23 protein-coding genes are annotated in these 26092 nt (G+C 35.0%); 11 read left to right on the top strand and 12 right to left on the bottom strand.

The window, feature by feature from the left end; translation table 11 throughout:
* Position 1 precedes the first annotated feature (1 nt).
* Positions 2 to 685: a class I SAM-dependent methyltransferase gene (locus tag CVO_RS05610; protein ID WP_152299176.1), complete on the top strand. Its 684-nt coding sequence runs from the start codon at positions 2 to 4 to the stop codon at positions 683 to 685.
* Here the strand turns inward: CVO_RS05610 and CVO_RS05605 are convergent, their stop codons facing one another.
* Entirely contained in the window at positions 686 to 1807 is a 1122-nt protein-coding gene (locus CVO_RS05605) for a metallophosphoesterase (protein WP_159570711.1), read from the bottom strand.
* Positions 1808 to 1855: 48 nt separating this feature from the next.
* Here CVO_RS05605 and CVO_RS05600 point away from each other — a divergent pair, with 48 nt between their 5' ends.
* Entirely contained in the window at positions 1856 to 2497 is a 642-nt protein-coding gene (locus CVO_RS05600; protein ID WP_188093928.1) for a class I SAM-dependent methyltransferase, read from the top strand.
* Positions 2498 to 2555: 58 nt separating this feature from the next.
* Complete coding sequence (locus CVO_RS05595; RefSeq protein WP_241690940.1) at positions 2556 to 3170, top strand: YceI family protein; 615 nt, start codon at positions 2556 to 2558, stop codon at positions 3168 to 3170.
* Between the two features lies 1 nt (position 3171).
* On the opposite strand, the gene pdxA is transcribed toward CVO_RS05595, so the two are convergent.
* From pdxA to CVO_RS05575, 4 genes are all read right to left on the bottom strand, one after another.
* Positions 3172 to 4104 (bottom strand): 4-hydroxythreonine-4-phosphate dehydrogenase, encoded by a 933-nt coding sequence (gene pdxA, locus CVO_RS05590; RefSeq protein ID WP_152299178.1) that lies wholly within the window; start codon positions 4102 to 4104, stop codon positions 3172 to 3174.
* A complete protein-coding gene (locus tag CVO_RS05585; RefSeq protein ID WP_152299179.1) occupies positions 4101 to 4895 on the bottom strand; it encodes a pyridoxine 5'-phosphate synthase in 795 nt (264 codons plus the stop codon). The genes pdxA and CVO_RS05585 overlap by 4 nt, the downstream gene beginning before the upstream one ends.
* Before the next feature lie 17 nt (positions 4896 to 4912).
* Positions 4913 to 6847 (bottom strand): thioredoxin domain-containing protein, encoded by a 1935-nt coding sequence (locus CVO_RS05580; RefSeq protein ID WP_159570708.1) that lies wholly within the window; start codon positions 6845 to 6847, stop codon positions 4913 to 4915.
* A 79-nt stretch (positions 6848 to 6926) separates the two neighbouring features.
* Entirely contained in the window at positions 6927 to 8150 is a 1224-nt protein-coding gene (locus CVO_RS05575; RefSeq protein WP_241690939.1) for a cation:proton antiporter, read from the bottom strand.
* A 160-nt stretch (positions 8151 to 8310) separates the two neighbouring features.
* Between CVO_RS05575 and dsbD the strand changes: the two genes are divergently transcribed.
* Both dsbD and metE read left to right on the top strand, forming a co-directional pair.
* Positions 8311 to 10092: a protein-disulfide reductase DsbD gene (gene dsbD / locus CVO_RS05570; protein ID WP_152299182.1), complete on the top strand. Its 1782-nt coding sequence runs from the start codon at positions 8311 to 8313 to the stop codon at positions 10090 to 10092.
* Positions 10093 to 10415: 323 nt separating this feature from the next.
* The gene (gene metE / locus CVO_RS05565; RefSeq protein ID WP_159570705.1) at positions 10416 to 12695 is read left to right on the top strand and encodes a 5-methyltetrahydropteroyltriglutamate--homocysteine S-methyltransferase; all 2280 of its coding nucleotides are present in this window, start codon (positions 10416 to 10418) and stop codon (positions 12693 to 12695) included.
* Positions 12696 to 12742: 47 nt separating this feature from the next.
* Here the strand turns inward: metE and CVO_RS05560 are convergent, their stop codons facing one another.
* Genes CVO_RS05560 through CVO_RS05540 form a run of 5 tightly spaced genes read right to left on the bottom strand, consistent with a single transcriptional unit; the run spans position 12743 to position 16899 of the window.
* Entirely contained in the window at positions 12743 to 13492 is a 750-nt protein-coding gene (locus CVO_RS05560; RefSeq protein WP_159570702.1) for an acyl-ACP--UDP-N-acetylglucosamine O-acyltransferase family protein, read from the bottom strand.
* Positions 13492 to 14400, bottom strand: a complete 909-nt coding sequence (locus CVO_RS05555; RefSeq protein ID WP_159570699.1) for a Gfo/Idh/MocA family oxidoreductase — start codon at positions 14398 to 14400, stop codon at positions 13492 to 13494. The genes CVO_RS05560 and CVO_RS05555 overlap by 1 nt, the downstream gene beginning before the upstream one ends.
* Before the next feature lie 3 nt (positions 14401 to 14403).
* A complete protein-coding gene (locus CVO_RS05550; protein ID WP_159570696.1) occupies positions 14404 to 15495 on the bottom strand; it encodes a DegT/DnrJ/EryC1/StrS family aminotransferase in 1092 nt (363 codons plus the stop codon).
* Positions 15485 to 16540 carry a lipid-A-disaccharide synthase gene (lpxB, locus tag CVO_RS05545; RefSeq protein ID WP_159570693.1) on the bottom strand — a complete coding sequence of 352 codons (1056 nt, stop codon included), beginning with the start codon at positions 16538 to 16540 and terminating at the stop codon, positions 15485 to 15487. The genes CVO_RS05550 and lpxB overlap by 11 nt, the downstream gene beginning before the upstream one ends.
* Complete coding sequence (locus CVO_RS05540) at positions 16537 to 16899, bottom strand: c-type cytochrome (RefSeq protein WP_152299188.1); 363 nt, start codon at positions 16897 to 16899, stop codon at positions 16537 to 16539. The genes lpxB and CVO_RS05540 overlap by 4 nt, the downstream gene beginning before the upstream one ends.
* Positions 16900 to 16967: 68 nt before the next feature.
* Between CVO_RS05540 and CVO_RS05535 the strand changes: the two genes are divergently transcribed.
* Positions 16968 to 18164 carry a metal-dependent hydrolase gene (locus CVO_RS05535; protein WP_159570690.1) on the top strand — a complete coding sequence of 399 codons (1197 nt, stop codon included), beginning with the start codon at positions 16968 to 16970 and terminating at the stop codon, positions 18162 to 18164.
* A 51-nt stretch (positions 18165 to 18215) separates the two neighbouring features.
* Entirely contained in the window at positions 18216 to 18452 is a 237-nt protein-coding gene (locus CVO_RS05530; RefSeq protein WP_152299190.1) for an HP1242/YdcH family protein, read from the top strand.
* Positions 18453 to 18469: 17 nt separating this feature from the next.
* Here the strand turns inward: CVO_RS05530 and tgt are convergent, their stop codons facing one another.
* Both tgt and CVO_RS05520 read right to left on the bottom strand, forming a co-directional pair.
* On the bottom strand, positions 18470 to 19588 hold the full coding sequence (gene tgt, locus CVO_RS05525) for a tRNA guanosine(34) transglycosylase Tgt (protein ID WP_152299191.1): 1119 nt from the start codon (positions 19586 to 19588) through the stop codon (positions 18470 to 18472).
* 189 nt (positions 19589 to 19777) lie between these two features.
* Entirely contained in the window at positions 19778 to 20956 is a 1179-nt protein-coding gene (locus tag CVO_RS05520; RefSeq protein WP_159570687.1) for an NAD(P)/FAD-dependent oxidoreductase, read from the bottom strand.
* A gap of 164 nt (positions 20957 to 21120) precedes the next feature.
* Between CVO_RS05520 and efp the strand changes: the two genes are divergently transcribed.
* The 4 genes from efp (at position 21121) to CVO_RS05500 (ending at position 26065) form a co-directional block, all read left to right on the top strand.
* Complete coding sequence (gene efp / locus CVO_RS05515; RefSeq protein WP_159570684.1) at positions 21121 to 21687, top strand: elongation factor P; 567 nt, start codon at positions 21121 to 21123, stop codon at positions 21685 to 21687.
* A gap of 145 nt (positions 21688 to 21832) precedes the next feature.
* On the top strand, positions 21833 to 25441 hold the full coding sequence (dnaE, locus tag CVO_RS05510) for a DNA polymerase III subunit alpha (protein ID WP_159570681.1): 3609 nt from the start codon (positions 21833 to 21835) through the stop codon (positions 25439 to 25441).
* A gap of 7 nt (positions 25442 to 25448) precedes the next feature.
* A complete protein-coding gene (locus CVO_RS05505; protein WP_152299195.1) occupies positions 25449 to 25760 on the top strand; it encodes a hypothetical protein in 312 nt (103 codons plus the stop codon).
* Positions 25760 to 26065 (top strand): DUF167 domain-containing protein, encoded by a 306-nt coding sequence (locus CVO_RS05500; RefSeq protein WP_159570678.1) that lies wholly within the window; start codon positions 25760 to 25762, stop codon positions 26063 to 26065. The genes CVO_RS05505 and CVO_RS05500 overlap by 1 nt, the downstream gene beginning before the upstream one ends.
* Positions 26066 to 26092 lie beyond the last annotated feature (27 nt).

The raw sequence follows: 26092 nt of genomic DNA, 5'->3' as shown, positions 1-26092 counted from the left end.
TATGACAAATTTGGATCTTTATGCAAAAGCTGAACATCTGCTTGGAATTGAAGAGGCAACAGAGGCTCTTTATGATCTTTACCGTTCGGAATTAGATGAATACAAGATAAAAACACTTCTAGATGTGGGCTGCGGCCGCGGTGGTTTTATGCAGCGTATGGCAAGCGATGGAGTAGAGTGCAAGGGGATTGACCTTAGTTCTCTTATGATAGATGAGTGCAGAGCGCAGGGTTTAGATGCCGAGTGTGCGGATGTAAGTGAAGTAGGCGGTAAATATGATGCTGTTGTAGCTATATTTGATGTACTCAATTTTTTAAATCAAGACCAACTTCTAAAATTTTTAGATGCTGTGTCGGATAGATTGAATGATAATGGAGTTTTTATAGCTGATATTAATACTCTATACGGTTTTAAAGATGTTGCTGAGGGTACGATGAGCAGCGAAAATGATAAAGAGTTTTTAGTTGTAGATGCAGTATTTGAAGATGATAAACTATATACAAAATTTACTCTTTTTGAAAAAGAGAAAGATTCAAAATATGTAAAATATCAGGATACTATAGTTCAATATTTTCACAAAATCAGAGCTTTTGAAAAACTCTCCGGTCTGAAATTGGCAGAAAAGCAAACTTTCTCTCTTTATGACACAAAAGATAAAACACTTCTTATCTTTAAAAAGAGATAGTTACGCGGGAGATATAGTGATTTCACTTATTTCACTGCTGGCACCCAACCTCATAGGCGGTCCCCAGAAACCTGTACCTTTGTTTATATAGATTTGCATATTTTCATTGTGTTGATGCAGACCGCTTACATAATTTTGTTGAAGTTTTACCAAAATTTTAAAAGGATAGAGTTGTCCTCCATGCGTATGACCGCTTAATACTAAATCAACCCCTTTATTAACTTCATTAATATATCTCGGCTGATGAGCCAAAAGTATGGTAGGAGCTTTTTTTTCTGCTCCTTGGAGCGCTTTTTGCAAGTCAGGCATATAGTTTTTTGTTCTATATCCAAAAATATCATAAACGCCTGCGAGGTTAAATCCTATGTTTTTCTCTCCAATATATATGTTTTCATTTTCAAGTACTCTGATGCCTAAAGATTTTACTGTTTTTATAATTTTTGCTATATCATGAAAATATTCATGATTTCCCACAATATAGTATATTCCGAATTTAGAATTTAATTTTGTCAGTTCATTTATAATCTTTTTAGCACTCAATATATCTATATCTATCAGATCACCTGTTATAACAACAATATCGGGATTTAAAGCATTTGTTTTTTTAACGATATCTTTTATAAAGTCTCTATCAATTAAGCCACCGATATGCAGATCGCTAAGTTGAACAATTTTATACGGCTCTTTTAGGTTTTTGATTTTTATATTCACCTTTTGCACTTCAACAAATCTGGCATTATATATAGATTTTAGAGTTACAGTAGCCGCAGCCGCCAAGGAGGTAACATCTAGTGATTTTTTTAAAAAATTTCTTCTTGATTTAGAGATTGGCGCAAACAGTAGAAAGACTCTTGATATATCATAAACAACAGCAGTGCAGAAGAGTAAAAAGAGGATGCCAATAGGAACAGAAAAGATAAAATAGAGCCAGCTAGGCGTATCAATATAGTATCTGGCAAGCATATAACAGACAATGCCGATAAGGTTTAAAACAAGGAAAATACGCAAATAGAGTTTTGTTTTATCAGAGACATCCAACTTATGAATAAGTCGCTTTGATATATACATATTTAGTAAGATAAAAACACCGATAAAAGCGCTGAAAAAGAGAATATAGTTCATAAGACGAAGTATAACAAAATTGTAAAAATAAAATGGTATTATTTCTTAATGAGAAAATGTAAAATATGTGATAATGAAACAATAGACATAGTTGATAATAAAACCAAAAAAATATATCACAAATGTTTAGAGTGTGAATATATCTTTTTGGATGAGTTTTTTTATGTAGATGAGGTGCGCGAAAAAAAGCATTACGACAAACATCATAACAGTTTTGAATCCTTAGGGTATGTAAAGATGTTTGAGGATTTAATAGAGGAGTTTGTGACTCCACTAAAAGAGAATATAAAGAGTGCGCTTGATTTTGGATGCGGTGAGGGTGAAGTCTTGCCTGTGCTTTTAGAGAGAAATAACATTGTATGTGACAGATATGATCTTTTCTATTTTCCACAAAAAGTTTATTTAGGAAAAGAGTATGATATTATACTCTCAACTGAAGTTTTTGAACATCTGAAAAATCCTCTTGAAATCTTTAAAGAGTTGCTTTCTTATGTGAAAAAAGATGGTTATTTGCTGCTTATGAGTGCCTTCCACCCATCAAATGATGAAGAATTTTTAAAGTGGTGGTATATTAGAGATATTACTCATATAGGCTTTTTTAATTTGAAAACATTTGAGTATATTGCAGATGCATTAGATGTAAAAATAGTTAAACATAATCTTAAAAATATTATCATTTTTCAAAAGTGATAATTATAGAAGAAATAGAAGCTATACTTTTGTTTTAAAATAATATTAGGGGGTAAGGGTGAAAAAAATATTTTTTTTCTTATTGATGGTATTTTCTACTTTTTTAAGTGCAAATACCAAAGGTGGTTGTGAACTATCTCAAGTCGGAGCTGTTGAGGTTTATTGGACGGCTTATAAAACAGCAGCAAAAGTTGGTGTGCATGGCAGTTTTGATAGTGTAGAGTACACTCCGATTGCAAAAAGCGGAGAGAATTTCCGTTCCATTTTAGTTGGCTCGAAAGTTGCCATAGATACGGCAACTATAAACTCAAAGCATAAGCAGCGTGATGAAACACTCTATAAATTCTTTTTTGACATAATGAGTGACAAAGATATAGAAGCAAAAATTGTAGATATCAAAGCTGATAAAAGAGTTAAAAATGCTCCCAGAACAGGTGTTGTAACTATTGAGATAGAGATGAATGGGGTTAAAAAAACAGCTCCTATGAAATATAGCTTTAGTGAAGGTGTTTTTGAAGCAAAAGGCGTGATTGATATTTTAGATTTTAGCGCCAACAGAGCGCTTTCATCAATTAACAAAGCATGTTTTGACCTTCATGAAGGAAAAACATGGAGTGATGTTGCAATAAGTTTTAAAATGAAAATAGAAGCAAAACTTTGCAATACTAAATAAGTTAAATATTAGATTTTTTCATATCTATAAATTCAACTGCACTCTTAAGCGCATTTATATAACTAAGCGTGTTTGCTCTGCCTTTGTAAGCGATATCAAAGGCAGTTCCGTGATCTACCGATGTTCTTATAATCGGCAGATTAAGTGAAATATTTACACTCTCATCAAAGTAGAGTGCTTTTAGAGGTGCTAAACCTTGATCATGGTACATAGCGACAAAGTGTGTAAAAGAGGCTCTAAAGCGGGGTGTAAATGCGATATCTGGCACAATCGCACCGAAAAAAAGCTCCTCTCCTATCGTTTTGTTTGCTTCTTTGATAGCTTCTTCTATCTCTCTCTCTTCACTCCCTAAAACTCCATTGTCTCCGGCATGAGGATTTAATCCTAAAACAGCAAATTTTTTCTCTGGAACAGATCTGTTTAAATCAATCAAAAAATGAAGCAGTTTCTCTTTTTTGATTAAGTTTGGCACATCCTTTAGCGGTATATGTTCCGTATAGAGAGCAACAAACATCTTTTCGCATCCAAGCATCATAATGGCATCTTTTTTAAAATATTCGCGAAGCAGATCGGTATGTCCTTTGTATTTGACTCCCGAGAGCATCCATGCTTCTTTGTGAATTGGCATGGTTACAACTGCATCAGCATCTTTATTTTCACATAGTTTGATTGCAGTGATAAAAGAGTCGTAAGAGTATTTTCCTGAATCTTTGTCTACGCAGCCGGCTTTTATCTCAAAACCGCCTTTCACTCCAAAAGTTTGAAAATCAGCAGGCAGTTCCATATTTAAGAGTTTGCAAGCCTGATTCAACATAAAAGAATTTATGCAGTAGATAGGGGTACAAAAAGCAGAAATCTCTTTGTGGGACTTAAGAGCTATCTCTATTCCGACACCGTTTAAGTCACCGACACTTATGGCTATGCGAGGCTTCATATATTTAGCTCTCTTGTAGTTAATCTTTTCATCTCTTTTACGGCTTCTGCCAGGCCGCTAAAAACACTTCTTGCAATAATGCTTTGACCTATATTTAATTCCGTAATCTCTTTTATTCGCATCATATGAGAAACATTATGGTAGTTTAATCCGTGACCGGCTGCAACTTCAAGACCGATTTTTTTAGCATATGCAGAAACATCAGCTATATTTTGAATCGATTTTTCAAGTTTTATAGCCAACTCATTACGGGGAAGCTCCAACTCTTTTATAGAGTGATTCGAGTAACTAAGAGATGAGTTAAGCATTGCGTAAATATTTGCAAAGCTTCCAGTATGAAGCTCCACCATTTCTGCACCTAACTCTTTTGATTTTTCTATAGCTTCAATCGTTGGGTCAACAAATAGCGAAACGGGGATAAGATAGTCATGAAGCAGCTCTACGGCATATGCTATATCATTTTCATAACGAAAAACATCAAGTCCGCCCTCTGTCGTAACCTCCTCTCTCTTTTCAGGAACAAAGGTGGCGCGGTGGGGTTTTAAATCTGCTACTATATTTAAAATATCTCTATTTATTGCACACTCGAGGTTTACGGGAAGAGTGGAGTGTCTCATAATGTTATAGGCATCAACATCTTGAATGTGGCGTCTATCCTCTCTTAAATGAATGGTTATCTGATCGGCACCATTTGCACAGGCAACATACAGAGCATTTAAAATATCTGGGTCATTTACCTTTCTAGCCTCTCTTAAAACTGCCACATGGTCGATATTTACACCTAATTTCATACTGTTATCCTTCTTGTTTAAAAACTATTTTTAATTATATCATTGATTTCATTACTGTTTTGTGTTGTTGCAAAGCAACATTTATCGCCACAAATCATATAATTTTCATCTTCATTCGCTTTTTTTTGTACAAAGGGATAATCTAAAGATTTTAATGCATAAGCATTTGACTCTAAATTTTTTACATTTGATTTTACTACTCTTTCACCCTTTAGATATCTTAGCATTTGTCGCAGCATATATGGATATATAACAGGGCGTCTTCCCAGTTCATAGGAGTTGTATTCAAGTGTTTTAAAAGCAAAATGGTTATATTTATCATCCTCAAGCAGAGCGCTGAGTGAGATAAGTACATCAATCATTACACTTACAGGACTTATATATATATTGTCTGAGATTTCTGCTTTTGTTTCAAACTCTCCAATACTAAACTTCCATGTTCCTTTGTCATAAAATTTCTCTAAAGCCAAATTCGCAAAGTGTTGGGCGCGAATTAAGTAGATTTCATCCTGCGTAGAGTTAAAGGCTTCGATTAATGCCTGAGAAAGAAAAGCATAATCTTCTAAAAAAGCCTCTATTTTTGGAGTTTTATGGATAAGAGTTGAGTGATAAAGAGTACCGTTTACAAACATAGTATCAAGAAGTTTATCAAGATATTTTATTGCTCTTTGTTTATAACCGGTATCAATATTTCCTAAAATAAAAAGAGATTTTATCATCATGCCAGACCATGAAGTCTGGATTTTTTTGTCATAAAAAGGGTGCTCTTTAAAAGATCTGATTTTTTTTAACAAAATTTTTATATTTGCAAATAGATCCGTTATTTCATCATCTTCAAATCTAATGATATTTCTACCGTTAAAATTTCCATCTTTATTTATATTTATTTTTTTTAAAATATCCTCAATATTTTCATACCCATTTTCAGATAAAATTTTATAAACTTCATCATAAGTGTATGTATAGTATACTCCCTCCTCACCCTTACTGTCAGCATCACTGGCACTATACATCAAATAATCCTCGCTCATATAGTTATGCCAAAAATCCGCAGTCTCTTTTGCAATATTTAAAAAATTTTCATCTTTATAAGTCAGATAGGCATTTGTATAGAGTTCACAAAGCAGAGCATTATCATAAAGCATCTTTTCAAAATGAGGCACCATCCATTTATCATCAACGCTGTAACGGCAAAAACCGCCATCGACTAAATCATATATGCCGCCTTTTTTCATACTCTCTAGTGTATAAATAACCATAGCTTTTGCAGCTTTGTCACTATAGAGTTTGTCAATAATAAGAAGCGTGCCAAGAGTGCTTGTATGAGGAAATTTCGGCGCAGCTGAAAATCCTCCATATCTTGTATCATAATTATTTTTTACCTGATGCATAAAATTTTTTGCAAAATCCTCTTTTAAAACTGTTGCCTCTTTTGGATGCTCTTTTTGTTGCAAAAAATGCTCTATTTCATCTGCATTTTTTAGTATCTGCTCATCATTTTGTGATATTCTATCGGCTATCAGTTTAGTAAGCTCTATAAATCCCATTCCCTCAATGCTGTTCTCTTTTGATTCCGGAGCTATATAAGTTCCGGCATAAAAAGGTTTATTGTCTGGTGTGCAGAATATAGAGGTCGGCCATCCGCCTGCACGGCGGTTTAAAAGCATATAAACCTCTTGGTAGTACTTGTCTATATCCGGACGCTCTTCCCGGTCCACTTTTATGCTGATAAAATTTTTATTTAAAATATCTGCACATGTTTGGTTTTCAAAAACCTTCTCTTTCATAACATGGCACCAATGACATGAGCTGTAACCGATGGAGATAAAGATGGCTTTATTCTCTTTTTTTGCTTTCTCAAATGCTTCTTCGCACCACGGATACCAATCTACCGGATTCTCTTTATGCTGTTGAAGATATGGGGAATCTTCTAGTTTTAATCTGTTTGACATTTTTAGTTCTTTATAAATGATTTTTTGTAGAGTAGAGAAAAATTGCTAATTTTGTGCTTAAAAAAATTGCTCCAAAGTTCTAAACACACTCTCCTTTAAAATATTTTTTGAGCAAAAAAGGAGGTATGACGGTTGTGATGATGATAACAAAGATAAGCATGGCGTATATCTCATTTGGCAAAATGGCGTTGACTCTGCCCATCTCCGCAAATATAAGACCCACTTCTCCTCTTGGAATCATCGATATTCCGATAAGTGCATTGTTTTTGGCAGATTTTTGTATGATAAAAAACGCCCCGATAAACTTACTAAAGAAAGCTATAAAGATAAAAGAGAGCCCCATTATCCAAAAAGAGGAGGATGAAAAATCTATAATGCTAAGATCCACGGAGAGTCCGACCATAACGAAAAAAATAGGCGTAAATATCTGGATGATGGGCGTCATATTTGATTTTACCTCTTTAAGCAGAGGCTCGTTTGTGCTTAAAAATGCCCCAAAAGGGAGAAAAAATCTTCTAGAGAGTGCGATTCCGGCTGCAAAAGAGCCCAAAATAGCTGGTGCGCCTACAAGATGAGAGAGGTAGGAAAAAAGAAGAATAAGCGAAATAATAATTGTAGGAATATATCCTGGAACTAAATCGTTACCATGATATTTATGTATTATGTATGAGAGAATTTTCGCAAAAGCAGGCGCTAAAAGCAAAAATGTAATAACCATTCCAGCGACTGAGAGAGTGTGCTCAAAGTTTGTTTCATGTGATATGGAAAAATCATAGATAAAAACAAGAAGAATAACTCCTATGATGTCATCAATTACTGCCGCACCTATCACGATTTGGGCAATATTGGTGTTTTCCATATGGATATCTTTTAGGACTCTAAGGGTGATGCCTATACTTGTAGCTGTAAGCGTTCCGCCTATAAAAAGAGAGATATCAAAAGCGAGTCCAAAGAGGTAGTATGCCGTGAGCAGTCCAAAGCTAAAAGGCAAAATCACGCCCATTATCGCCACTAAAAGAGATTTCGCTCCTGCATTTTTAAGGCGTGTAAAATCAGTCTCTAAACCAACCTCAAAAAGAAGTAAAATGATACCGATTTCTGCCAATATTTTTAAAATTTCATTAGGTTCAACAATGCCTAAAACAGAAGAGCCGAGAAGGATTCCGGCAGAGAGTTCGCCTAGAACGGAAGGCATCCCCACTCTTGCAAAAATCTCACCTAAAATTCTTGCTGTTATAAGTATAAGAAAAAGTGTTAAAAAAAAATTATGTACATCCATGTCAAATTGTACTATATTTATCACTAAAGAGTTAATAATTTTGGCTGATTTGCTATGCTACGCGCCAAGAGATTAGTAAAGGGTGTATTTTGCATTGAAAGAGCATAAATATTAATGCTTTCATTGATGATTTGCATTAATTTGTTATAATCCTGCCATATTACAAAATCGGAAAAACATAATTATGAAAAAATTTCTTTTACTGCTTGTCTCATCTATTTTGCTTTTTGGCGCACAGCCTAAATTTTTAATGCCTGAAGAGGCTTTTAAGCCCTCTGCAAAATTAAACGATAAGATGCAGATAGAAGTAACACTGGAGATTGCAAAAGATATATATCTTTATGAAGATGCCTTAAAATTTGAGATAAAAAATCAAAACGGCATCCGTATAAAAGATATAAAAAAGCCAAAAAGCGTAGAACATCATGGCGATATGGTCTATTTGGAATCTCCGAAATTAATCGTAAGTTTGGAAAAAGAGGCGGAAGTTAGCGGTTTAGTAAGCGTAGAGTTTGCACTTTCATATCAGGGGTGCTCGGAGCAGGGACTTTGTTATGAACCCTATACAGAATTTTTTACATTTAAACTAGACAGTTCGAAGCTAGAGAGTGGTAAAACCGCAGCAAAATTAGATACCAAAATAGAAGAAAAAATTAAAGATAATATTGAAACAAAAAATGAGCTCTCAGAGAGTGATTCAATTGCAGATACGATAAAAAAAGGGAGTGTTGTATGGATTCTTCTTTCATTTTTAGGTTTTGGACTGCTTTTGGCTCTTACTCCATGTACATTTCCAATGATTCCTATTATTTCAGGAGTAATTATCTCTCAAGGAGAGGGAATTACAACTAAAAAAGCATTTATGCTCTCTTTAGTTTATGTTTTAGCCATGGCTGTTGCTTATACAATTGCGGGAGTTTTAGCAGGGCTCTTTGGTTCAAATCTACAAGCAGCTCTACAAACTCCTTGGGTGATTTACTCATTTTCCGGAATTTTTGTAGCTCTTGCTTTAAGTATGTTTGGTTTTTATGAGTTGAAGCTTCCTGACTCATTTGTTGCAAAAATAAGTTCAAATCATCATTCGAGTCATAGCGGTTATGCCGGTGTAGCAATTATGGGCTTTTTATCAGCTCTTATAGTTGGTCCTTGTGTGGCAGCACCGCTTGCAGGTGCTTTGGTTTACATTGGTCAAACAGGTGATGCGCTTCTTGGAGGAGCAGCTCTTTTTGCTATGAGTATAGGGATGGGGCTTCCTCTTATATTAGTGGGTGTAAGTGCCGGTAAGTTTATGCCTAAGCCCGGTGCATGGATGACAATGGTAAGCGCTATTTTTGGTGTAATGATGCTCGGTGTTGCTATATGGATGCTTGAGCGTGTTGTAGATAGTTATATCACTATGCTTCTTTATTCAATGCTTGGAATCAGCTTTGCTCTGTATTTGGGAGTTTTTGAAAAAGAGGCGCATGTATTTAGAAAAAGTGCAGGTATGATTATATTTATCTACTCAATACTGCTTTTTATCGGAACACTGGGCGGCTCTCAAAGTATGAAAAAACCACTGGAATTTTTAAAACCATCGGCTTCTTCTATTTCTGCTGTAGAAAAATCTTCGCATTTAAAGTTTGAAACAGTAACTTCCATTAAAGAACTTGATGCAATACTAAATGCAAACAAAGGCAAAAAAGTCATGCTTGATTTTAGTGCTGAGTGGTGTGCGGTGTGTAAAGAGCTTGACAAAAAAACTTTTTCAAATGAGGCGGTAAAAGCAAAAATGGGTGAGTTTGTACTTATCCAAGCAGATCTTACAGCAAACAATCAAGAACAAAAAGAGTTAAGTAAAAAGTATGGTGTATTTGGTCCGCCGGTTATTCTATTTTTTGATAAAGATTTAAATGTTATAAAATCAAAAACTATAGTAGGATTTATAGGCCCTGATGAGTTTTTAAAGCACTTAAATAATATATAGGCTACATCTGAAAATAAAATGGATATAATTTTAAAAATTTATTTGAAAGGAAGAGTTTGAAACCACTTTATGACATTGCTAATTTTAGATTGTTAAAATTATTATATATTTCAAACTCTAAACCTTGTTACTGCAATATTCTTTTTGCCATCAGAACAAGAGTTTCACTCCTGATAAACCATTTTATCCCAAGATGTCCGTATTATACAACTTACTTCGCATTTAGACGCACAGGCGTACATCCTCCTCTTTAATATCCCTTTTTACAAAATCATTACAAACCCAAACAAAATAAAAAAATAATGACTCACAAGGATATTTTAATGTCAAAAAATTATATAGTTGGATTTCCTAGAATAGGGGAGCAAAGAGAGTTAAAGAGAATTTTAGAGGAGTTTTGGGCAAAAAAATGCTCATTTAAAGATGTACAAAATATAGCAAGCAAGCTAAAGAGGAGACATTGGGAGTATCAAAGAGATGCCGGAATTGAGTTTATAAGTTCAAATGATTTTTCACTCTATGACAACATGTTAGATATATCTGTAATGTTAGGTGCAATTCCAAAGAGATTTAAAGAACTAAAAGATGAGGAGTTGTACTTTGCAATGGCAAGAGGCAATGCTTCAAGTGTTGCTATGGAGATGACAAAGTGGTTTAATACAAATTACCATTACATAGTTCCCGAACTTAGTTTAGATGATAACTACTCGCTTAATGCTTCAAAAATCATAGAAGAGTATGAAGAAGCAAAAAAACTGGGCATAAAAACAAAGATAAATATCATCGGTCCTATTACATATATGGGACTTAGCAAAAGAGTCGACCGTGGCGATGTTTATGAGCTTTGGAGCAAAATAGTTCCTCTCTATGAAGAGCTTTTAAAAGCTATACGCACTCTTGATGATGAAGTAATCGTGCAAATAGATGAGCCGATTTTTGCAAAAGAGTTGGATACAAAAGTTCTTAGTCTTATAAAACCGACTTACGATAGACTAGGAAGAGTTTCGCCAAATATAAAAATTGCGGTTGTGACATATTTTGAACACTCAAACGAGGCGACAAAGATTTTAGTTCATACGCCAATCTGGGCATTGGGATTGGACTTTTTACATGGAGATGAAAATCTAAAATCTTTAGAACTTATTGCTTCTAGCGGCAAAAAATTAATTGCCGGAGTGGTTGATGGCAGAAATATATGGAGATGCGATATCGTAAAAACGCTCACACTTTTAGAAGATATTGCAAAAGTTGTAGAAAAAGAGAATATCTTGCTTGGTTCGTCATGCTCGCTTCTTCACACTCCTTTTACTCTAAAATATGAAGAAAAAATGAGTAGCGAGATAAAAGAGTGGTTAAGTTTTGCACTTGAAAAGTTGAATGAAATTTCGCTTCTCTCAAAACTCTTTTTTGATGGAGAGAGTAGTTTGGATGAGAGAGAAAAAGAGGCATTTCAAAGTAATACTGAGGCAAATAAAAAGAGAAAAAATTCGCCTCTTATCCATGATAAAGCTGTGCAAGAGAGAGTAAAAAACCATAAAAAACTCCAAAGAGAAGGTGAAGCGAAAGAGAGACTAAAACTCCAAAGAGAGATTTTAGGATACAAAGATTTGGTAACGACAACCATAGGTTCGTTTCCGCAAACTCCGGAGCTGCGAAGTGCAAGAAGTGACTTTAAAAATGCTCTTATTTCAAAAGAGCGTTATGAAGAAGAGATAAAAAAGTACATAGATGAGTGTGTGGCATTTCAAGAGGAGTGCGGTTTAGAAGTTTTAGTCCACGGCGAGCCTGAGAGAAATGATATGGTCGAGTATTTTGGAGAACAGCTTAGCGGGTATGGATTCAGCCAAAACGGATGGGTTCAAAGCTATGGAAGCAGATGTGTAAAACCGCCGTTTATCTATGGAGATATAAGCAGACCTCGCCCTATGACGATTGATTGGATAACTTATGCACAAAGCAGAACAAACCGCATCATGAAAGGGATGTTAACTGGTCCCGTGACCATACTAAACTGGTCGTTTGTAAGAGACGATATGCCAAGAGGAGAGGTTTCAAAACAGATAGCGGTGGCACTAAGCGATGAGATAGACGACTTGCAAAATGCAGGTACAAAGATTATACAGGTTGATGAAGCGGCATTTAAAGAGGGTTATCCGCTAAGAAGTGCGAAGATAAAAGCGTATGAAGCGTGGGCGACAAGAGACTTCAAAATAGCCGTTAGCAGTGCAAAAAAAGAGACGCAAATTCACACCCACATGTGCTATAGCGAGTTTAACGATATCATAAACACCATAGAAGATATGGATGCGGATGTTATCTCCATAGAGACGGCAAGAAGCGGCAATGAACTGCTGAAAATCTTCAAAAAAGTTGGCTATACAAAAGAGGTAGGACCGGGAGTTTATGACATCCATAGCCCAAGAATCCTAAGTGTAGAGGAGATAGTAAAACAGATAGAACTTCTGCTTGAAGTGCTTCCAAAAGAGCAGCTTTGGATAAACCCCGATTGCGGACTTAAAACAAGAAAATGGGAGGAGGTAAAACCAAGCCTTCAAAATATGGTTGAAGCGGTTAGGATTGTAAGAGAAAAACTAAAGAGTTAAACGAAAACATGGCATGTAATTATTTTTTACATGTCATGAAAAAAATGTTAAAGATTGCTTGAAGCTACAAATGATGCTAGTTTTTGTATGAATTCGTTAGGGTTGGTGTCTGCTATCTCTTGAGCTAAAATTTTATTCGCACCATCACCGAGTATCTTTTTGAAAACTGCTTTAATCTCTTCAATATCGCTTTTGTTCTCAAGCCTTCTTCTAAGACCGATAACATTTAAGCCTTTTATGGTTGCTTTGTTGCCTTCAACAAGCATAAAAGGAGGGATATCTGAGTTTACAACGGATGCTCCGCCAATCATAACCCCTGTTCCTATGGTGTTATTTGCCTCAACGACACTAAATCCGCCAAGTATAACTCTCTCCTCACACTTTACATTCTCATAAAGTTTTACAGCATTTGTAACAATACAAAAATCACCCAGTTCAACGCCGCTAAGAAGCTGCACATACCCCATAAGAAAGTTGTTTGCACCGATGATGACCTTTTTGCAGCTTCCATCTTCACTCTCTTGTGCACCTATTTGTGTAAACTCTCTTATATGTGTTTTCTCACCGATATGTATCTCTGAATTTTTATGTCCTATTACTGCAAAACTGAATATTTTAACATTTGGCTCAACTGTTAGTTTGCCTTTTAGTATGACATTTGACTCAAGTCTGCATCCCGGTTTTAGTTCAACATCTCTGCCGATAAAACAAAACGGACCTACTATAACATCAGAAGCTATTTTTGCACCATCTTCTATAATGGTTGATTTGTGAATATTTGCTCTATCTCTTGACACTATTTGCTCGCAATTTCTAGTGTGATTATACTGTCATGAACAGTTGCCAATGAACCTCTATCATCTGTTCTTAGATAGTTTATAAATGCTTCAAGTTCATCATGCAGAGCATTGCTTCTGTTTACAAAACAGTTTTTTGTTATGTGCGAATTTGGGTTGATATTTATACGCTCTTTGAGAGTTTGAGAAATAAGGTCCGCTTCAAAATATTTTATCTTGCTGTGTTCATCTACCCTGCATGCTACTGCAATACTTCTTTTTCTGTATGGCGTAAGCCAGTTTGTAGAGATATCACCGATAATCTGACCCTCGAGTTCAAATGCAAGAATGGCGTTGTCTTCATGCGTTTTATGAATTTTTTGAGATTTAAAAACTGCGCTGTTTATAATATCTTTTTTTGTGATAAATCGAATGAGATCGCTGTCATGAACTGAAAGATCAGTTAAAATTCCAACATCTGCTATACGCTCCGGAAAAGCTCCGCTTCTTGTAATGGAGATGGAGAGTATCTCATGATCTTTTATCTCATGCATAAGAGATTTTACAACCGGATTGTATCTTTCTATATGTCCTACACAGCTTTTGATGCCGTTTGTTTCTATTGCACTAAGTATCTCTTTGGCATCTTCAACACTTGAAGCAGCAGGCTTTTCTATAAAAATGTCTACTTTGCGCGCAGCACATTTAAGTGCTGCATCCTTATGCAAAAATGTCGGAGTTACTATGATAACAGCATGAGAATTGCACTCTTGAAGCATTGTATCAAAGTCTGTAAAAAAAGGTTCTGTAAAATTTTCATTTTTTACAACATCACAAAGTCCTACAATTTTTACACCGCTTATCTTTTTAAGAGTGTTGTAGTGATTTTTTCCCATGGCACCGAGGCCGACAATAGCAATTCTTTTCAAAAATTAACCTTTAATAGCTTGTACTACAAAATCCTGCTCAGCTTCACTTAAATAAGCACTCATAGGCAGTGACATTATCTGTTTTGATACAAGTTCGCTTATAGGAAAATCCCCCTCTTTGTAGTCGAGATATTTAAAAGCCTCCTGCATATGAAGAGGAACAGGATAGTGAACGGCAGTTGGAATCTCTTTTTTATTCAGTTTTTCAATCATTGCTTCTCTATCTTTAACTCTTATTGAGTATTGAGCATATACGCTTGTTGCATTTGGTGCAATTTTTGGAGTGATTACATCACTATCTTCAAGTAAATCACTATATCTGCTCCCTATTTCATCTCTGAGTCGCACCTCTTTGTCAAAATGTTTTAGCTTAACATTTAAAACTGCAGCCTGAATAGCATCTAAGCGGCCGTTTATACCGATATATTTATGCTTGTATCTCTCATTTTGTCCATGATTGAGAAGCATACGCATTTTTGCTGCCAGTGCATCATCGTTTGTAAATATTGCTCCGCCGTCTCCATAAGCGCCAAGCGGCTTAGAGGGAAAAAAACTTGTGCAGCCTATAGTTGAAAGATTGCATGATTTTTTATCATAGTAGGTGGCACCGAAGCTTTGGCATGCGTCCTCTATAACAGAGAGATTATGTTTTTTTGCTATATCATTTATGGCTTCCATATCGGCGCACTGCCCATAAAGTGAAACCGGCATAATAGCTTTTGTTCTTTCTGTAATAGCATCTTCTATTTTAGAGGAATCAATATTGTAGCTCTCTTCATCAATATCTACAAAAACAGGTTTTGCACCTAAGAGTGCAATAACTTCGGCAGTTGAAATAAAAGTAAAAGGGGAAGTTATTACTTCATCGCCTGCGCTGATATCAAGTGCCATAAGTGACAATAAAAGTGCATCAGTTCCGCTGCTGCATCCTATGGCATGTTTTGAACCTGTATATGCAGCAAGATTTTTCTCAAATAAATTTAGTTTTTCTCCGCCAATAAATTGTGCTAAAGACATAACCTCTAACACTTCACTGTCTATCTCTTTTTTATACTCTTTGTATTGAGCTTGTAGATCTATAAAATTAATTTTCATGCGTATCCTCTATAATTTTTGCTACTGTTTTAGAACTGCCGTGCTTCAAATAGACCCTTAATGTTTTTGAATCACTTAAAAATCTGCTTCTGTCATATTCGCGATATGCTTTTATAAGATTCTCAACCGTTACATTATCTTGAATAAATTCAGGATGCAACGCTCTGTTTTGAAATTTGCTAAACATAATATTTCCAAGCCCTATATACTCAAGCTTTACAAGTTTGCTCGCTATAAAGTAGTCTAAAGGTTTGGCAATATAGCTTAGTACAAACGGTATCCCTATAAGAGATGCTTCCAAAGTAGCCGTTCCGCTGCAAATAAAAGCAAAATCCGCATTTATAAGTGTTTTGTGTGCATCATGAGCTATTTTAAAACCTGAAAGGTTACCATAAAGTTCTTTTATATCTTCTTTGCAAAAGTGTTCTGGTATTACAATTGTTGATTCAATACCAAGCTTTTTTTGCACCTCTGCAAATATGGGCATAAGCTTTTTTATCTCACCTTTTCTGCTTCCTGGCATAAAGGCAATATGTTTTACTTCACTGTTTATTTTTTCTTTAAACTCTTTGATTTGGTCAAGAAGAGGATGCCCCACATAAGTAATAGGAGCATTTTTAGAGTAGTACTCTTTTTCAAAAGGCAAAATAGAAGCTAAATGGTCTATAGTTTTTTCTAAAACAGGTATGCGTTTTTTCTTCCATGCCCATGCTTGAGGCAAAATATAGTAAATTATCTCTTTATGAGGATATTTTTTTTTGATTTTTTTAGCAAGCGGCAGGTTAAAACCTGATGAATCAATAAGAAGAACCTTATCAACATCTTTTGCCAAATCTAACATTTGATTGTTTAATCTAAAAAAAAATCTTAGTTTTTTTATTACATCTACAAACCCCATTATGGCAAGACTTCTTAAGTCTATTATGCTCTCTCCCAGCTCTTTGTCAAAGATACCGACAAACTCCACATTAGGGCTTAACTCCTTTTTTAAAGATTTAAGATGTACATTTGCTGAATGCTCAAGTGCCGATACTAATATTTTCATGAACCGCCGTCCCCATGTATTTGATAACTGTCATCATATTTTTCACTACTCTCCTGTGCAACAAATTCATTGATATAAGTTGCCAAATTTTCTATATCATCATCACTTAAATCTACTGCAAAAGGTATCATCATCTCTTGTTGTTGATTGTCAGAGATTTTTGAGCGAAATTGTTTCAATTTGTATATCATATAACCTTTTGCACGGTTTGCAAGATATGGATATTTATGCACACCCTCAAGTTTTGTTCCGTGACAGCTGTAACAACCCTTTTGCATATAGAGAATTTTTCCCGATTCATAAGCCGTTTTAGCATGTGAAAATGAGAAGAACAATAAAAACAAAAAAATAAAACGCAACTCTAAGCCTTTGTTGTTTATAATTTTAACATTATATCAAATCTGTTTTTTAAAAGAGGGTCGTATCAATGATTATAAAAAATGCAATAGTTTGTGATGCAGAGTGCGAAAGAGAAGTTGATGTTCGTATAGAAGATAATATAATTACCGAAATAGGTACAAATCTCTCAGGTGATGAAATCATAGATGCAAAAGGTTTATACTTTATACCTCTTTTAGTAGATACAAATATAAGAGTTCAAGACTCAATACTTAATGCAAATAATATAAAAGCTCTTTCAGATGAAGCATTAAAAGCCGGAATAGGGCATATAGTTTTAAATCCTGAGAGCACTCCCGCAATTGACAATGAGATAGTTTTGGAGTTTGCCCAAAATGGACTCCATAATTTAAATGGTGCAAAAGTTGATTTAATGATAAATACATTAAATCAAGAGAATACCTTAAGCAATATTGCGATTTTATTAAAACGCGGAGCGGTTGTTCCATATATGAGTACTATTGCAAAAAATGATTTAGCTATTAAAATTGCTCAATATTGCCAAATGTATGGAGTTACTCTCTTTTGTAAAGCAGAGGATAATTCGTTAATCTCCAGCGGAGTTATGCTAGATGGAGATGTAAGTTCAAAACTTGGTCTAGCAGGCATACCGGATCTGAGTGAAGTTCTGCATGTATCTCGTATGATAGAAATAGCAAGGCATTTTAAGATAAAAATTCTTTTTAAGTCAATCGCTTCACCTCGTTCAATCTATCTTATAGATAAAGCAAAAAGTGATGGTGTAGATGTAAGATGTGAAGTATCTATTCATCATCTTATAAATTCTGATAAAGCGTGTGAAAATTTCAATACAACCGCAAAGTTAAATCCGCCGCTTGCATGTGAAAGTGATAGAGCAGAACTTTTAGAAGCACTTAAAAGCGGTAAAATTGATATATTGACAACTCTGCATCAGCCAAGTTCTCCGGTAAATAAAGAGGTTGCTTTTTATGATGCTGCGTATGGATGTGAAGGAGTTGAAAAAGCGATGAGTCTCTATTATACAAAACTTGTTAAAAACAATATCATATCAATGAGTGAGCTTGTAAGGCTTTGTGTGAAAAATCCTGCTGATACAATAGGTGAAGAGAGAGGAGTTATAAAAGTGGGGCAGAGTGCCAATGCTATGCTTTTTGATCCAAACAAGATTGTAAGAATGGATGAAAAATTTTCTCTTTATTGTGGGCAAGAGCTTTATGGCGAGATAAAAAGTGTCTTTTTTTAATCAGATTATATTAAAACTTATGATAAAATTTAAAAAAATAAAGGATGTTAAATGTTACATGAATATCGTGATGTAATTACTCATATGAAAGAAAATGGAAAGGAACATGCTCATTTTTTAAGAATATTTAATAAGCACAATGAAATTGATGATAAGATAACAAAAGGTGAAAATGGTGATGTGCCATTAACTGATATGGAGTTAGAAACTCTTAAAAAAGAGAAACTAAAATTAAAAGATGAAGCGTATGCTATTTTATTACAACATAAAAAAGAGCATAATCTCTAATCCGTTATTTTGACGGATTAGCTTCTTTTTGCGTAAAATTCTGCTTTAAACTCTGTAAATCTATCCCCTAAAATTGCTTCTCTTGCTTCTTTCATAAGGTTAAGATAGTAGTGAAGATTGTGGATGGTTGCAAGTCTAAAGTAGGTTATTTCGCGCGCGCGAAAGAGATGATTTAAATAGGCGCGAGAGTATCTTTGACATGTAAGACATGTGCATTCACTATCAACTGGTGAATTATCCTCTTTATATACCGCACCTTTAATATTTAATCTTCCAAATGATGTAAAAAGTGTTCCGTTTCGTGCATTGCGTGTGGGCATAACACAGTCAAACATATCGATGCCTCGTTCAATATTTTCAATAAGATCTTCTGGAGTACCTACGCCCATCAGATAGCGAGGTTTATCTGTTGGCATATACTCTACCGTATGCTCCACCGTATCATACATATCCTGATTCGCTTCGCCTACGCTTAGACCGCCAATAGCAAAACCGTCAAAATCCAGTTTGCAAAGTTCAGTAGCACTCTTTGTGCGAAAAGCTTTGTCAGTTCCGCCTTGGATAATTGCAAAGATATTTTGCTCTACTCCGATTCCCTCTTTTTGCTTTGCTCTAAAGTACTCTATAGACTCTTTTGCCCATGCAGTCGTTCTCTCAATACTAAGAGCAATGCGCTCCTGTGTTGCAGGAAGTGCAACTAAGTCATCTAAAATCATCATAATGTCTGAGCCGAGATTGTGTTGAATGTCTATAACTTTTTTGGGTGTAAAGAAGTGCTTGCTTCCGTCGATATGAGAGCGAAACTCTATACCGTCTTGCGAAGCTTTTGAGATATCGCTAAGACTGAATGCCTGAAATCCGCCGCTGTCTGTCAAGAAGCTTTTTGGATAGGTTGTAAAGCCGTGGAGCTTGCCCATTTTTGCAACCGTTTTATCTCCGGGACGCAGGTACATATGGTAGGTGTTTGCCAAAATAATCTCGGCTCCTAAAAGATCAAGAACATCTTGCATATCCAGAGCTTTAACGCTCCCTACAGTTCCAACAGGCATAAAAACAGGAGTTTTAATGGTAGAGTGCGCTGTTTTAATCGTGCATGCACGAGCATTTTTTGAAGTAGCGTTTAATGTAAATTGCATTATTTTTAAATCCTAAATAAACTTTTTGTAAAATCAATATATAAAATCAAAAAATAAATTTAAGAAGAATAAGATTTTTGATTTAGATTCTATAAGAAGTTTTACAATTATTAGCAAAATTGTACCCTAAAACTTATTTTCTCCATATAAAATCAAAATCAAATTTATATTGTTGCTGTTATGTTTTTTTTACATTCCAGGAATTCTAGGAATTTTCCCCAATTTTGAGTATTTGCAGTATTTACCCCACCCTTTTTTTAGCCAGTGTCCAAAAATCGGCATAGGTATCATAAATGCTTTTTTCTCATCTCTATAGACAAAAGCCGCTCCATCACCGCTGTCCATTACACATAAAATATTTAAATGTTCGTTATAACCTTTAAAATCGGTTTTGTTTTTGTCTCTAGCTTCTATATTGTGAGCCACATTTCTAGCCATAACTTCAGCTATGTGTCCCTGTTTCGCTCTCCAATCATACCCCTCAAGTGCAGCTACATCGCCTACTGCATAGATATTGCTAATTTTATCATCTATAACTACATTACAGTAATCATTAACTTTTACAAATCCTGCTTCATTTGTCGGTAAATCTGAGTTTTTAATAACATCATGCCCGTCTCCAGCAGAGATAAACATAGTAAAATCTGATGATAGCTTTGTATTGTCTTCAAATAATATGCCATCATTTTCAAATGATTTTATTTTTTTGCCAAAATGTTTGTCGATATTTAATTTATTAAAGAAAACATCCATCATTTTAAGTGCCTGACTTCCCATTCTTTTTCCAGGTTCTTCCATAGGTGCAAAAAAAGTCAGGTTATAGTTTTGTCTAATTTTCTTTTTCTTTAGATAATTATGAACATTAAACAGCAGTTCAAATGCAGGACCACCACGAACTGCAGAGCTGTCTTTAGGATTGCCGCCAAATCCAAAACAGATATTTCCGCTTCCTTTGTTAACTATCTCTTCGAGTTTGTCTCTTAAAAGAATTGATTGCTCCGGTGCTCCGCAAATAGAGAGAGTGTTTTCAAGACCGGGATGTTTCATTTTTGAAGCGCCCATAGCAACAACAAGATAATCATACTCCGTTATTGTTTTGCCGCTTTTTAAGCTTACAGTGTTATTTTTCGCTGATATAGCTTCTACAGAATCTATGATGAGATCAAACCCGTGTGCATTTTTAAGAGCATTCAAGTCTACGCAAACATCATCAAAGCTGCTCTCTTTTGTCGGTACCCATATAGAAGTTGGATAGATATAGAAGTAGTCTCTATCACTTATAAGTGTAACATTGTAATTTGCTTTTCTTAAATATATCGCTGATTCAATACCGGCAAATCCACCGCCTAAAATTAATACATTTTTCATAATTTTTTCCTTATTAAATATTATGAATGTATTTTATAATATAAGCAATTAAAATAATATTAATATTTTTTACTTATTTGTTACATTAAATGAGCTTCTTGTTAAATGCTTTTTTTAAGCACTTTTTTTGTAAAATTATACAAAAAAATTTACAAGGTGAATTTATGGCAGCTATTGGAATGGGTGATATTAAAAAAGGTGTTCGTCTAATTATAGGTGAAGTACCTTATAGAGTGGTGGAATTTCAACATGTTAAACCAGGTAAAGGTGCGGCATTTGTTCGTATGAAAGTAAAAAGTTTTTTAAATGGAAAAGTAGTTGAAAAAACTGTTCATGCAGGTGATAAATTTGAAGTGCCTGAAATCACATATAAAACAATGCAGTATCTTTATGATGATGGTGAAATGTATCAGTTTATGGACAATGAAACATACGAGCAGCTTGGACTTAGCTATGAGCAGTGCGATGATGCTTCTAAATGGTTTAAAGACGGAATCAATGTTGACATTATATTTTATAAAGGAAAAGCTATATCTGTAACTGCTCCGGAAACTATGGAGCTTATTGTTACTGATACACCACCAAACTTTAAAGGCGATACTTCAAGCGGAAGCAAAAAACCTGCAACTCTTGAAACAGGAGCTGTTATTCAAGTACCTTACCATGTGCTTGAGGGTGATCTTATTAAAGTAAATACTGTAGAGGGTGAGTACTTAGAAAAAGTTAAGTAATTTTCCTGGATACGATATTTTTCGTATCCGAAATCTGCTGAAATAATTAAAAAAAATAAAACAATCTAACATTGTAACTTGCACTTAATATCAATTTTACTATAATTTCAAGTATTAAAATATATATACAAAAGGTTACAAAATAATGAGTGTTTTACCATTTACACACTTACATCTTCACACTGAATATTCACTTCTAGACGGTGCAAATAAACTCTCAAATCTTGTAACACAGGTAAAAAAACTTGGCATGACTTCTGTTGCTATGACAGATCACGGTAATATGTTCGGTGCAATAGATTTTTACAAACTTATGAAAGATGCCGGAATAAAACCTATTATTGGAATAGAGGGATATATTCATAATGGTGAAAATATTGATGATAAAAGCACAAAACAGCGATTTCATATCTGTCTTTTTGCCAAAAATCAAAAGGGTTATGAAAACCTTATGTACCTCTCATCAAAAGCTTTTATAGACGGTTTTTACTACTTTCCGAGGATCAATAAAAAAGAGCTTAGAGAGCACTCTGAGGGTCTTATATGCAGCTCTGCGTGTCTTCAAGGCGAAATAAACTGGCATTTAAATACGGCAAACGAAAGAAATATTAAAAACGGCGCCTTGGGATATGAGGGAGCCAAGGCTGCTGCACTTGAGTATAAAGAAATTTTTGGTGATGATTTTTATCTTGAACTAATGCGTCACGGCATAGGCGATCAGCTTTTTATTGATGATCAGATATTAAAGCTCTCCAAAGAACTTGATATAAAAATAATTGCCACAAATGACACTCACTATACATTTCCAAATGATGCGCAGTATCATGAAGCATTTATGTGTATAGGAATGAATAAACTCTATGATGACCCAAACCGCATGCGTCACTCTGTGCATGAATTTTATCTCAAAAGCCCAGATCAGATGGCGCGTCTCTTTGCTGATATTCCTGAAGCTCTTGAAAATACACAGGAGATTGTAGATAAGTGTAATCTGGAGTTAAAATTAGGTGACCCAGTTCCCCCAAATTTTAAATTTACAAAAGAGTATGCAAAAAATGAGGGACTAAATATTGATAATGAAGATGATGCACCGCTGGGAGATGATGCGACCAAAGAGCAAAAAAGAGCTTGGAAAAGCGCAGCGGATAAAAATGATGCAGACTATTTTGTTTATCGTTGTGAACTTGGTTTGGAACAAAGACTTAAGCATGTACCTCAAGAAAAACATCAGCAGTATAGAGATAGACTTAATTTCGAGATGGATGTTATAAACTCCATGAAATTTCCCGGTTATATGTTGATTGTCTGGGATTTTGTAAAAGTTGCAAAAGAGATGGGTATAGCTGTAGGACCGGGTCGTGGTTCGGCAGCAGGAAGTCTTGTTGCATACTCATTAGAGATTACAGATATCGATCCTATGAAGTATGATCTTCTTTTTGAGAGATTTCTCAATCCAGAACGCGTAAGTATGCCTGATATTGATATGGACTTTATGCAAGCGCGCCGCGGAGAAGTTATTGATTATGTTGTAAAAAAGTATGGACGAAATCAGGTAGCGCAGATTATTACATTTGGTTCGCTTTTGGCAAAAGGGGTTATTCGTGATGTTGCGCGTGTTCTTGATATGCCTCTTTCACAGGCGGATAAAATGGCAAAGCTTGTTCCAGATGAGCTTGGAATCACACTTAACGGTAAAACAAAAAATGGTGATTTTATACCGGGGGCTTTTCAAAAAGAACCTAAGCTTCAAGAATTTATAGAGAGTGATGCCAATGCTGCAAGAGTCTGGGAGTTTGCTAAGAAACTCGAAGGTCTCAAGCGTAATTCCGGAATACATGCTGCCGGCGTTGTTATCTCAAATGAGGAGCTTTGGAAAAAAACACCTATCTATAAACCATCGGGCGAAGAGACTTTTGTAACGCAGTATTCATTAAATTACTTAGAAGATGTCGACTTGATTAAGTTTGACTTTTTAGGGCTTAAAACACTTGATGTTATCGACAATGCTATAAAACTTATAAAATTGAGATACAACAAAGAGATTAAATGGCATGAGATAGATGAGAATGATCCTAAAGTTTATGATGTGATTCGTAGCGGAAACACGGTAGGAATGTTTCAGATAGAGAGCTCGGGAATGCAGGATCTAAATAAGCGACTTAAACCCGACAGTTTTGAGGACCTCATTGCGGTCTTGGCGCTTTACCGCCCTGGACCGATGGAGTCTGGAATGCTTGAGAGCTTTATAGAGAGAAAGCATGGAAGAGAGAAGATTGAGTACACATTTGATACGATGAAACCTATTTTGGAAAATACATATGGAGTCATTGTTTATCAAGAACAGGTTATGCAGATAGTACAGACCGTAGGCGGTTTTTCTCTTGGGTATTCTGATATTATCCGCCGTGCGATGGGTAAGAAAAAGGATATGTCTACTTATAATGATGAGTTTGCAAAAGGGGCTCAAAAGCAGGGATTTGACTACAATGAGGCATCTAAACTTTTTGATTTGATTGAGAAGTTTGCAGGATATGGTTTTAACAAATCCCACTCTGCAGCTTATGCAATGGTTACATTTCAAACAGCATGGCTAAAAACTTACTATCCAAATGAATTTATGGCGGCACTTTTAACATCAGATAAAGATAATACTGACAAAGTCGTGCGCTATATCGATGAGACAAAGAGAATGGGCATTGAGCTCTCACCTCCGGATATTTGTGATTCACAGCTAGAATTTTCCGCAATTACAAAAGATGGCAAAGAGATTGTTCTTTTTGGTTTAGGTGCTATTAAAGGAGTTGGACAATCAGCAGTTCTTTCTATTTTAGAAACAAGAAAAGAGGGTGGTGATTTTACATCAATAGAAGATTTTGTAAATAGGATTGAACCCTCAAAAGTAAATAAAAGAGTGATAGAGTCTATTATAAAAGCGGGCGGTTTTGACAGATTTGGATTTTCCAGAAAGGCTCTTTTGGATCAAGTTGAAAAGATAGTAGATACTGCAAAAGATGCTTCAATGGCAAGAAAAAATGCAGTAGGAAGTCTTTTTAGTGATGATAGTGAAATTACAACCGTTGAGTTAAAGTTAATAAATTCTCAAGAGTATGAGTTAAAAGAGATTTTAGAATTTGAAAAAGAGACATTGGGCTTTTATGTCTCAGGACACCCTCTTGATGATTTTAGAGAAAAGATAGAGGAGCTGGAGTATACGCTATCATCAGAGATAGAGAGTGTTAAAGACGGTTCGTATGCAATTTTTATCGGAAAAGTTGAAGAGATAACAAAAAAAACATCCAAAAAGGGGAATCAGTTCGGCATTGTAAATATTATGGATTTTCACGGAAATATTGAAGTTATGCTCTTTAGCGACAAACTCGAAGAGTTAAATCAGATGAACCTAAATGAGCCTATAGCTTTTAAGACAAAAATCACTCATACAGATATGTTTACAAGAATCAGCGTAAGTAAAATTATGACGCTTAAAGATGCTAAAAAAGAGACAAAAAAGACAAAAAAAGAGGTACGAGAAATACCTCTTGAGCCTATAAATCTTTCTATAAAATTAGACAGTGATATGAAAGTAATTGAAGATTTATATAGAATTGTCAGACAAAATCCAGGAAATAGAGAGCTGAAAATCACCATAATCTCAAAACTTCAAAATGTTATAATCGACTCGGCTATAAGAGTAGACAGCAAAATTTTAACGGCATTGGACGGTAACGAGTTTGTTGATATTTTAGCTTCATAAGGTTTATATGAAAGAAAAAATTAAAGCAAAAGCACAAGCCATAGTACAAAATCCAAATGCGAAAAAAGCATTACAGTCGATAAAACCGCAGAAGAATTTTTGGGGGATAGGCGGAGTTGTTCTCTTTTTTATCGTTCCTGAAATTATTGCTTATATTTGGGGTGAAGATATTACGAAGTATGCAAATAATGAGCTTTTAAAACCTCAAGATTTTCTAAATACTCAGTATTATGAGTTATTAGTAATGCTCTTTGAAGAGGGAATAAGTTATATAAACCTTGCCATTGGCATAGCACTTTTAATTTGGTTGTTTTTATAATGAAGGCAAGAGATTTAGAATGTATTTTTTATGAATGGGACTCAGATGTGCTGGTTTTAAATATTTTGGGGACACCTGCCGCAAAAAGGGATGTGATAGGCAAAGTAAGGGGCAACCAGCTCAAAGTAAGTGTAAAAGCGCAGCCTGAAGGCGGCAGGGCAACTGACTATATGGTCTCTTTTTTGGCAAAGGAGTTTGGAGTGAGTGCATCAAACATAGAAGTAGTTTACGGCCGTGAGAGCATTCATAAACAACTTCGCATAAAAGCACCAAAAAAACTTCCAAAAGTGATAGAGTATAAGTAGAATAAAAAATATTTTTGTATAATCAAA

Origin of the sequence: Sulfurimonas sp. CVO, from assembly GCF_009883775.1 — a bacterium.
In the GTDB taxonomy this organism is placed as follows: domain Bacteria; phylum Campylobacterota; class Campylobacteria; order Campylobacterales; family Sulfurimonadaceae; genus Sulfurimonas; species Sulfurimonas xiamenensis.
The sequence above is the reverse complement of the archived record's forward strand: the minus strand, read 5'-3'. Positions and strand labels throughout refer to the sequence as shown.

Excerpts from the sequence above, each read along its gene's own strand:
- CVO_RS05610 (WP_152299176.1), top strand. The coding sequence starts at position 2 with ATGACAAATTTGGATCTTTATGCAAAAGCTGAACATCTGCTTGGAATT.
- CVO_RS05580 (WP_159570708.1), bottom strand. The coding sequence starts at position 6,847 with ATGTCAAACAGATTAAAACTAGAAGATTCCCCATATCTTCAACAGCAT.
- dnaE (WP_159570681.1), top strand. The coding sequence starts at position 21,833 with ATGAGTGTTTTACCATTTACACACTTACATCTTCACACTGAATATTCA.
- CVO_RS05520 (WP_159570687.1), bottom strand. The coding sequence starts at position 20,956 with ATGAAAAATGTATTAATTTTAGGCGGTGGATTTGCCGGTATTGAATCA.
- pdxA (WP_152299178.1), bottom strand. The coding sequence starts at position 4,104 with ATGAAGCCTCGCATAGCCATAAGTGTCGGTGACTTAAACGGTGTCGGA.
- dsbD (WP_152299182.1), top strand. The coding sequence starts at position 8,311 with ATGAAAAAATTTCTTTTACTGCTTGTCTCATCTATTTTGCTTTTTGGC.
- lpxB (WP_159570693.1), bottom strand. The coding sequence starts at position 16,540 with ATGAAAATATTAGTATCGGCACTTGAGCATTCAGCAAATGTACATCTT.
- CVO_RS05605 (WP_159570711.1), bottom strand. The coding sequence starts at position 1,807 with ATGAACTATATTCTCTTTTTCAGCGCTTTTATCGGTGTTTTTATCTTA.
- efp (WP_159570684.1), top strand. The coding sequence starts at position 21,121 with ATGGCAGCTATTGGAATGGGTGATATTAAAAAAGGTGTTCGTCTAATT.
- CVO_RS05505 (WP_152299195.1), top strand. The coding sequence starts at position 25,449 with ATGAAAGAAAAAATTAAAGCAAAAGCACAAGCCATAGTACAAAATCCA.
- CVO_RS05535 (WP_159570690.1), top strand. The coding sequence starts at position 16,968 with ATGATTATAAAAAATGCAATAGTTTGTGATGCAGAGTGCGAAAGAGAA.
- CVO_RS05530 (WP_152299190.1), top strand. The coding sequence starts at position 18,216 with ATGTTACATGAATATCGTGATGTAATTACTCATATGAAAGAAAATGGA.
- tgt (WP_152299191.1), bottom strand. The coding sequence starts at position 19,588 with ATGCAATTTACATTAAACGCTACTTCAAAAAATGCTCGTGCATGCACG.
- CVO_RS05550 (WP_159570696.1), bottom strand. The coding sequence starts at position 15,495 with ATGAAAATTAATTTTATAGATCTACAAGCTCAATACAAAGAGTATAAA.
- CVO_RS05500 (WP_159570678.1), top strand. The coding sequence starts at position 25,760 with ATGAAGGCAAGAGATTTAGAATGTATTTTTTATGAATGGGACTCAGAT.
- CVO_RS05585 (WP_152299179.1), bottom strand. The coding sequence starts at position 4,895 with ATGAAATTAGGTGTAAATATCGACCATGTGGCAGTTTTAAGAGAGGCT.
- CVO_RS05600 (WP_188093928.1), top strand. The coding sequence starts at position 1,856 with ATGAGAAAATGTAAAATATGTGATAATGAAACAATAGACATAGTTGAT.
- metE (WP_159570705.1), top strand. The coding sequence starts at position 10,416 with ATGTCAAAAAATTATATAGTTGGATTTCCTAGAATAGGGGAGCAAAGA.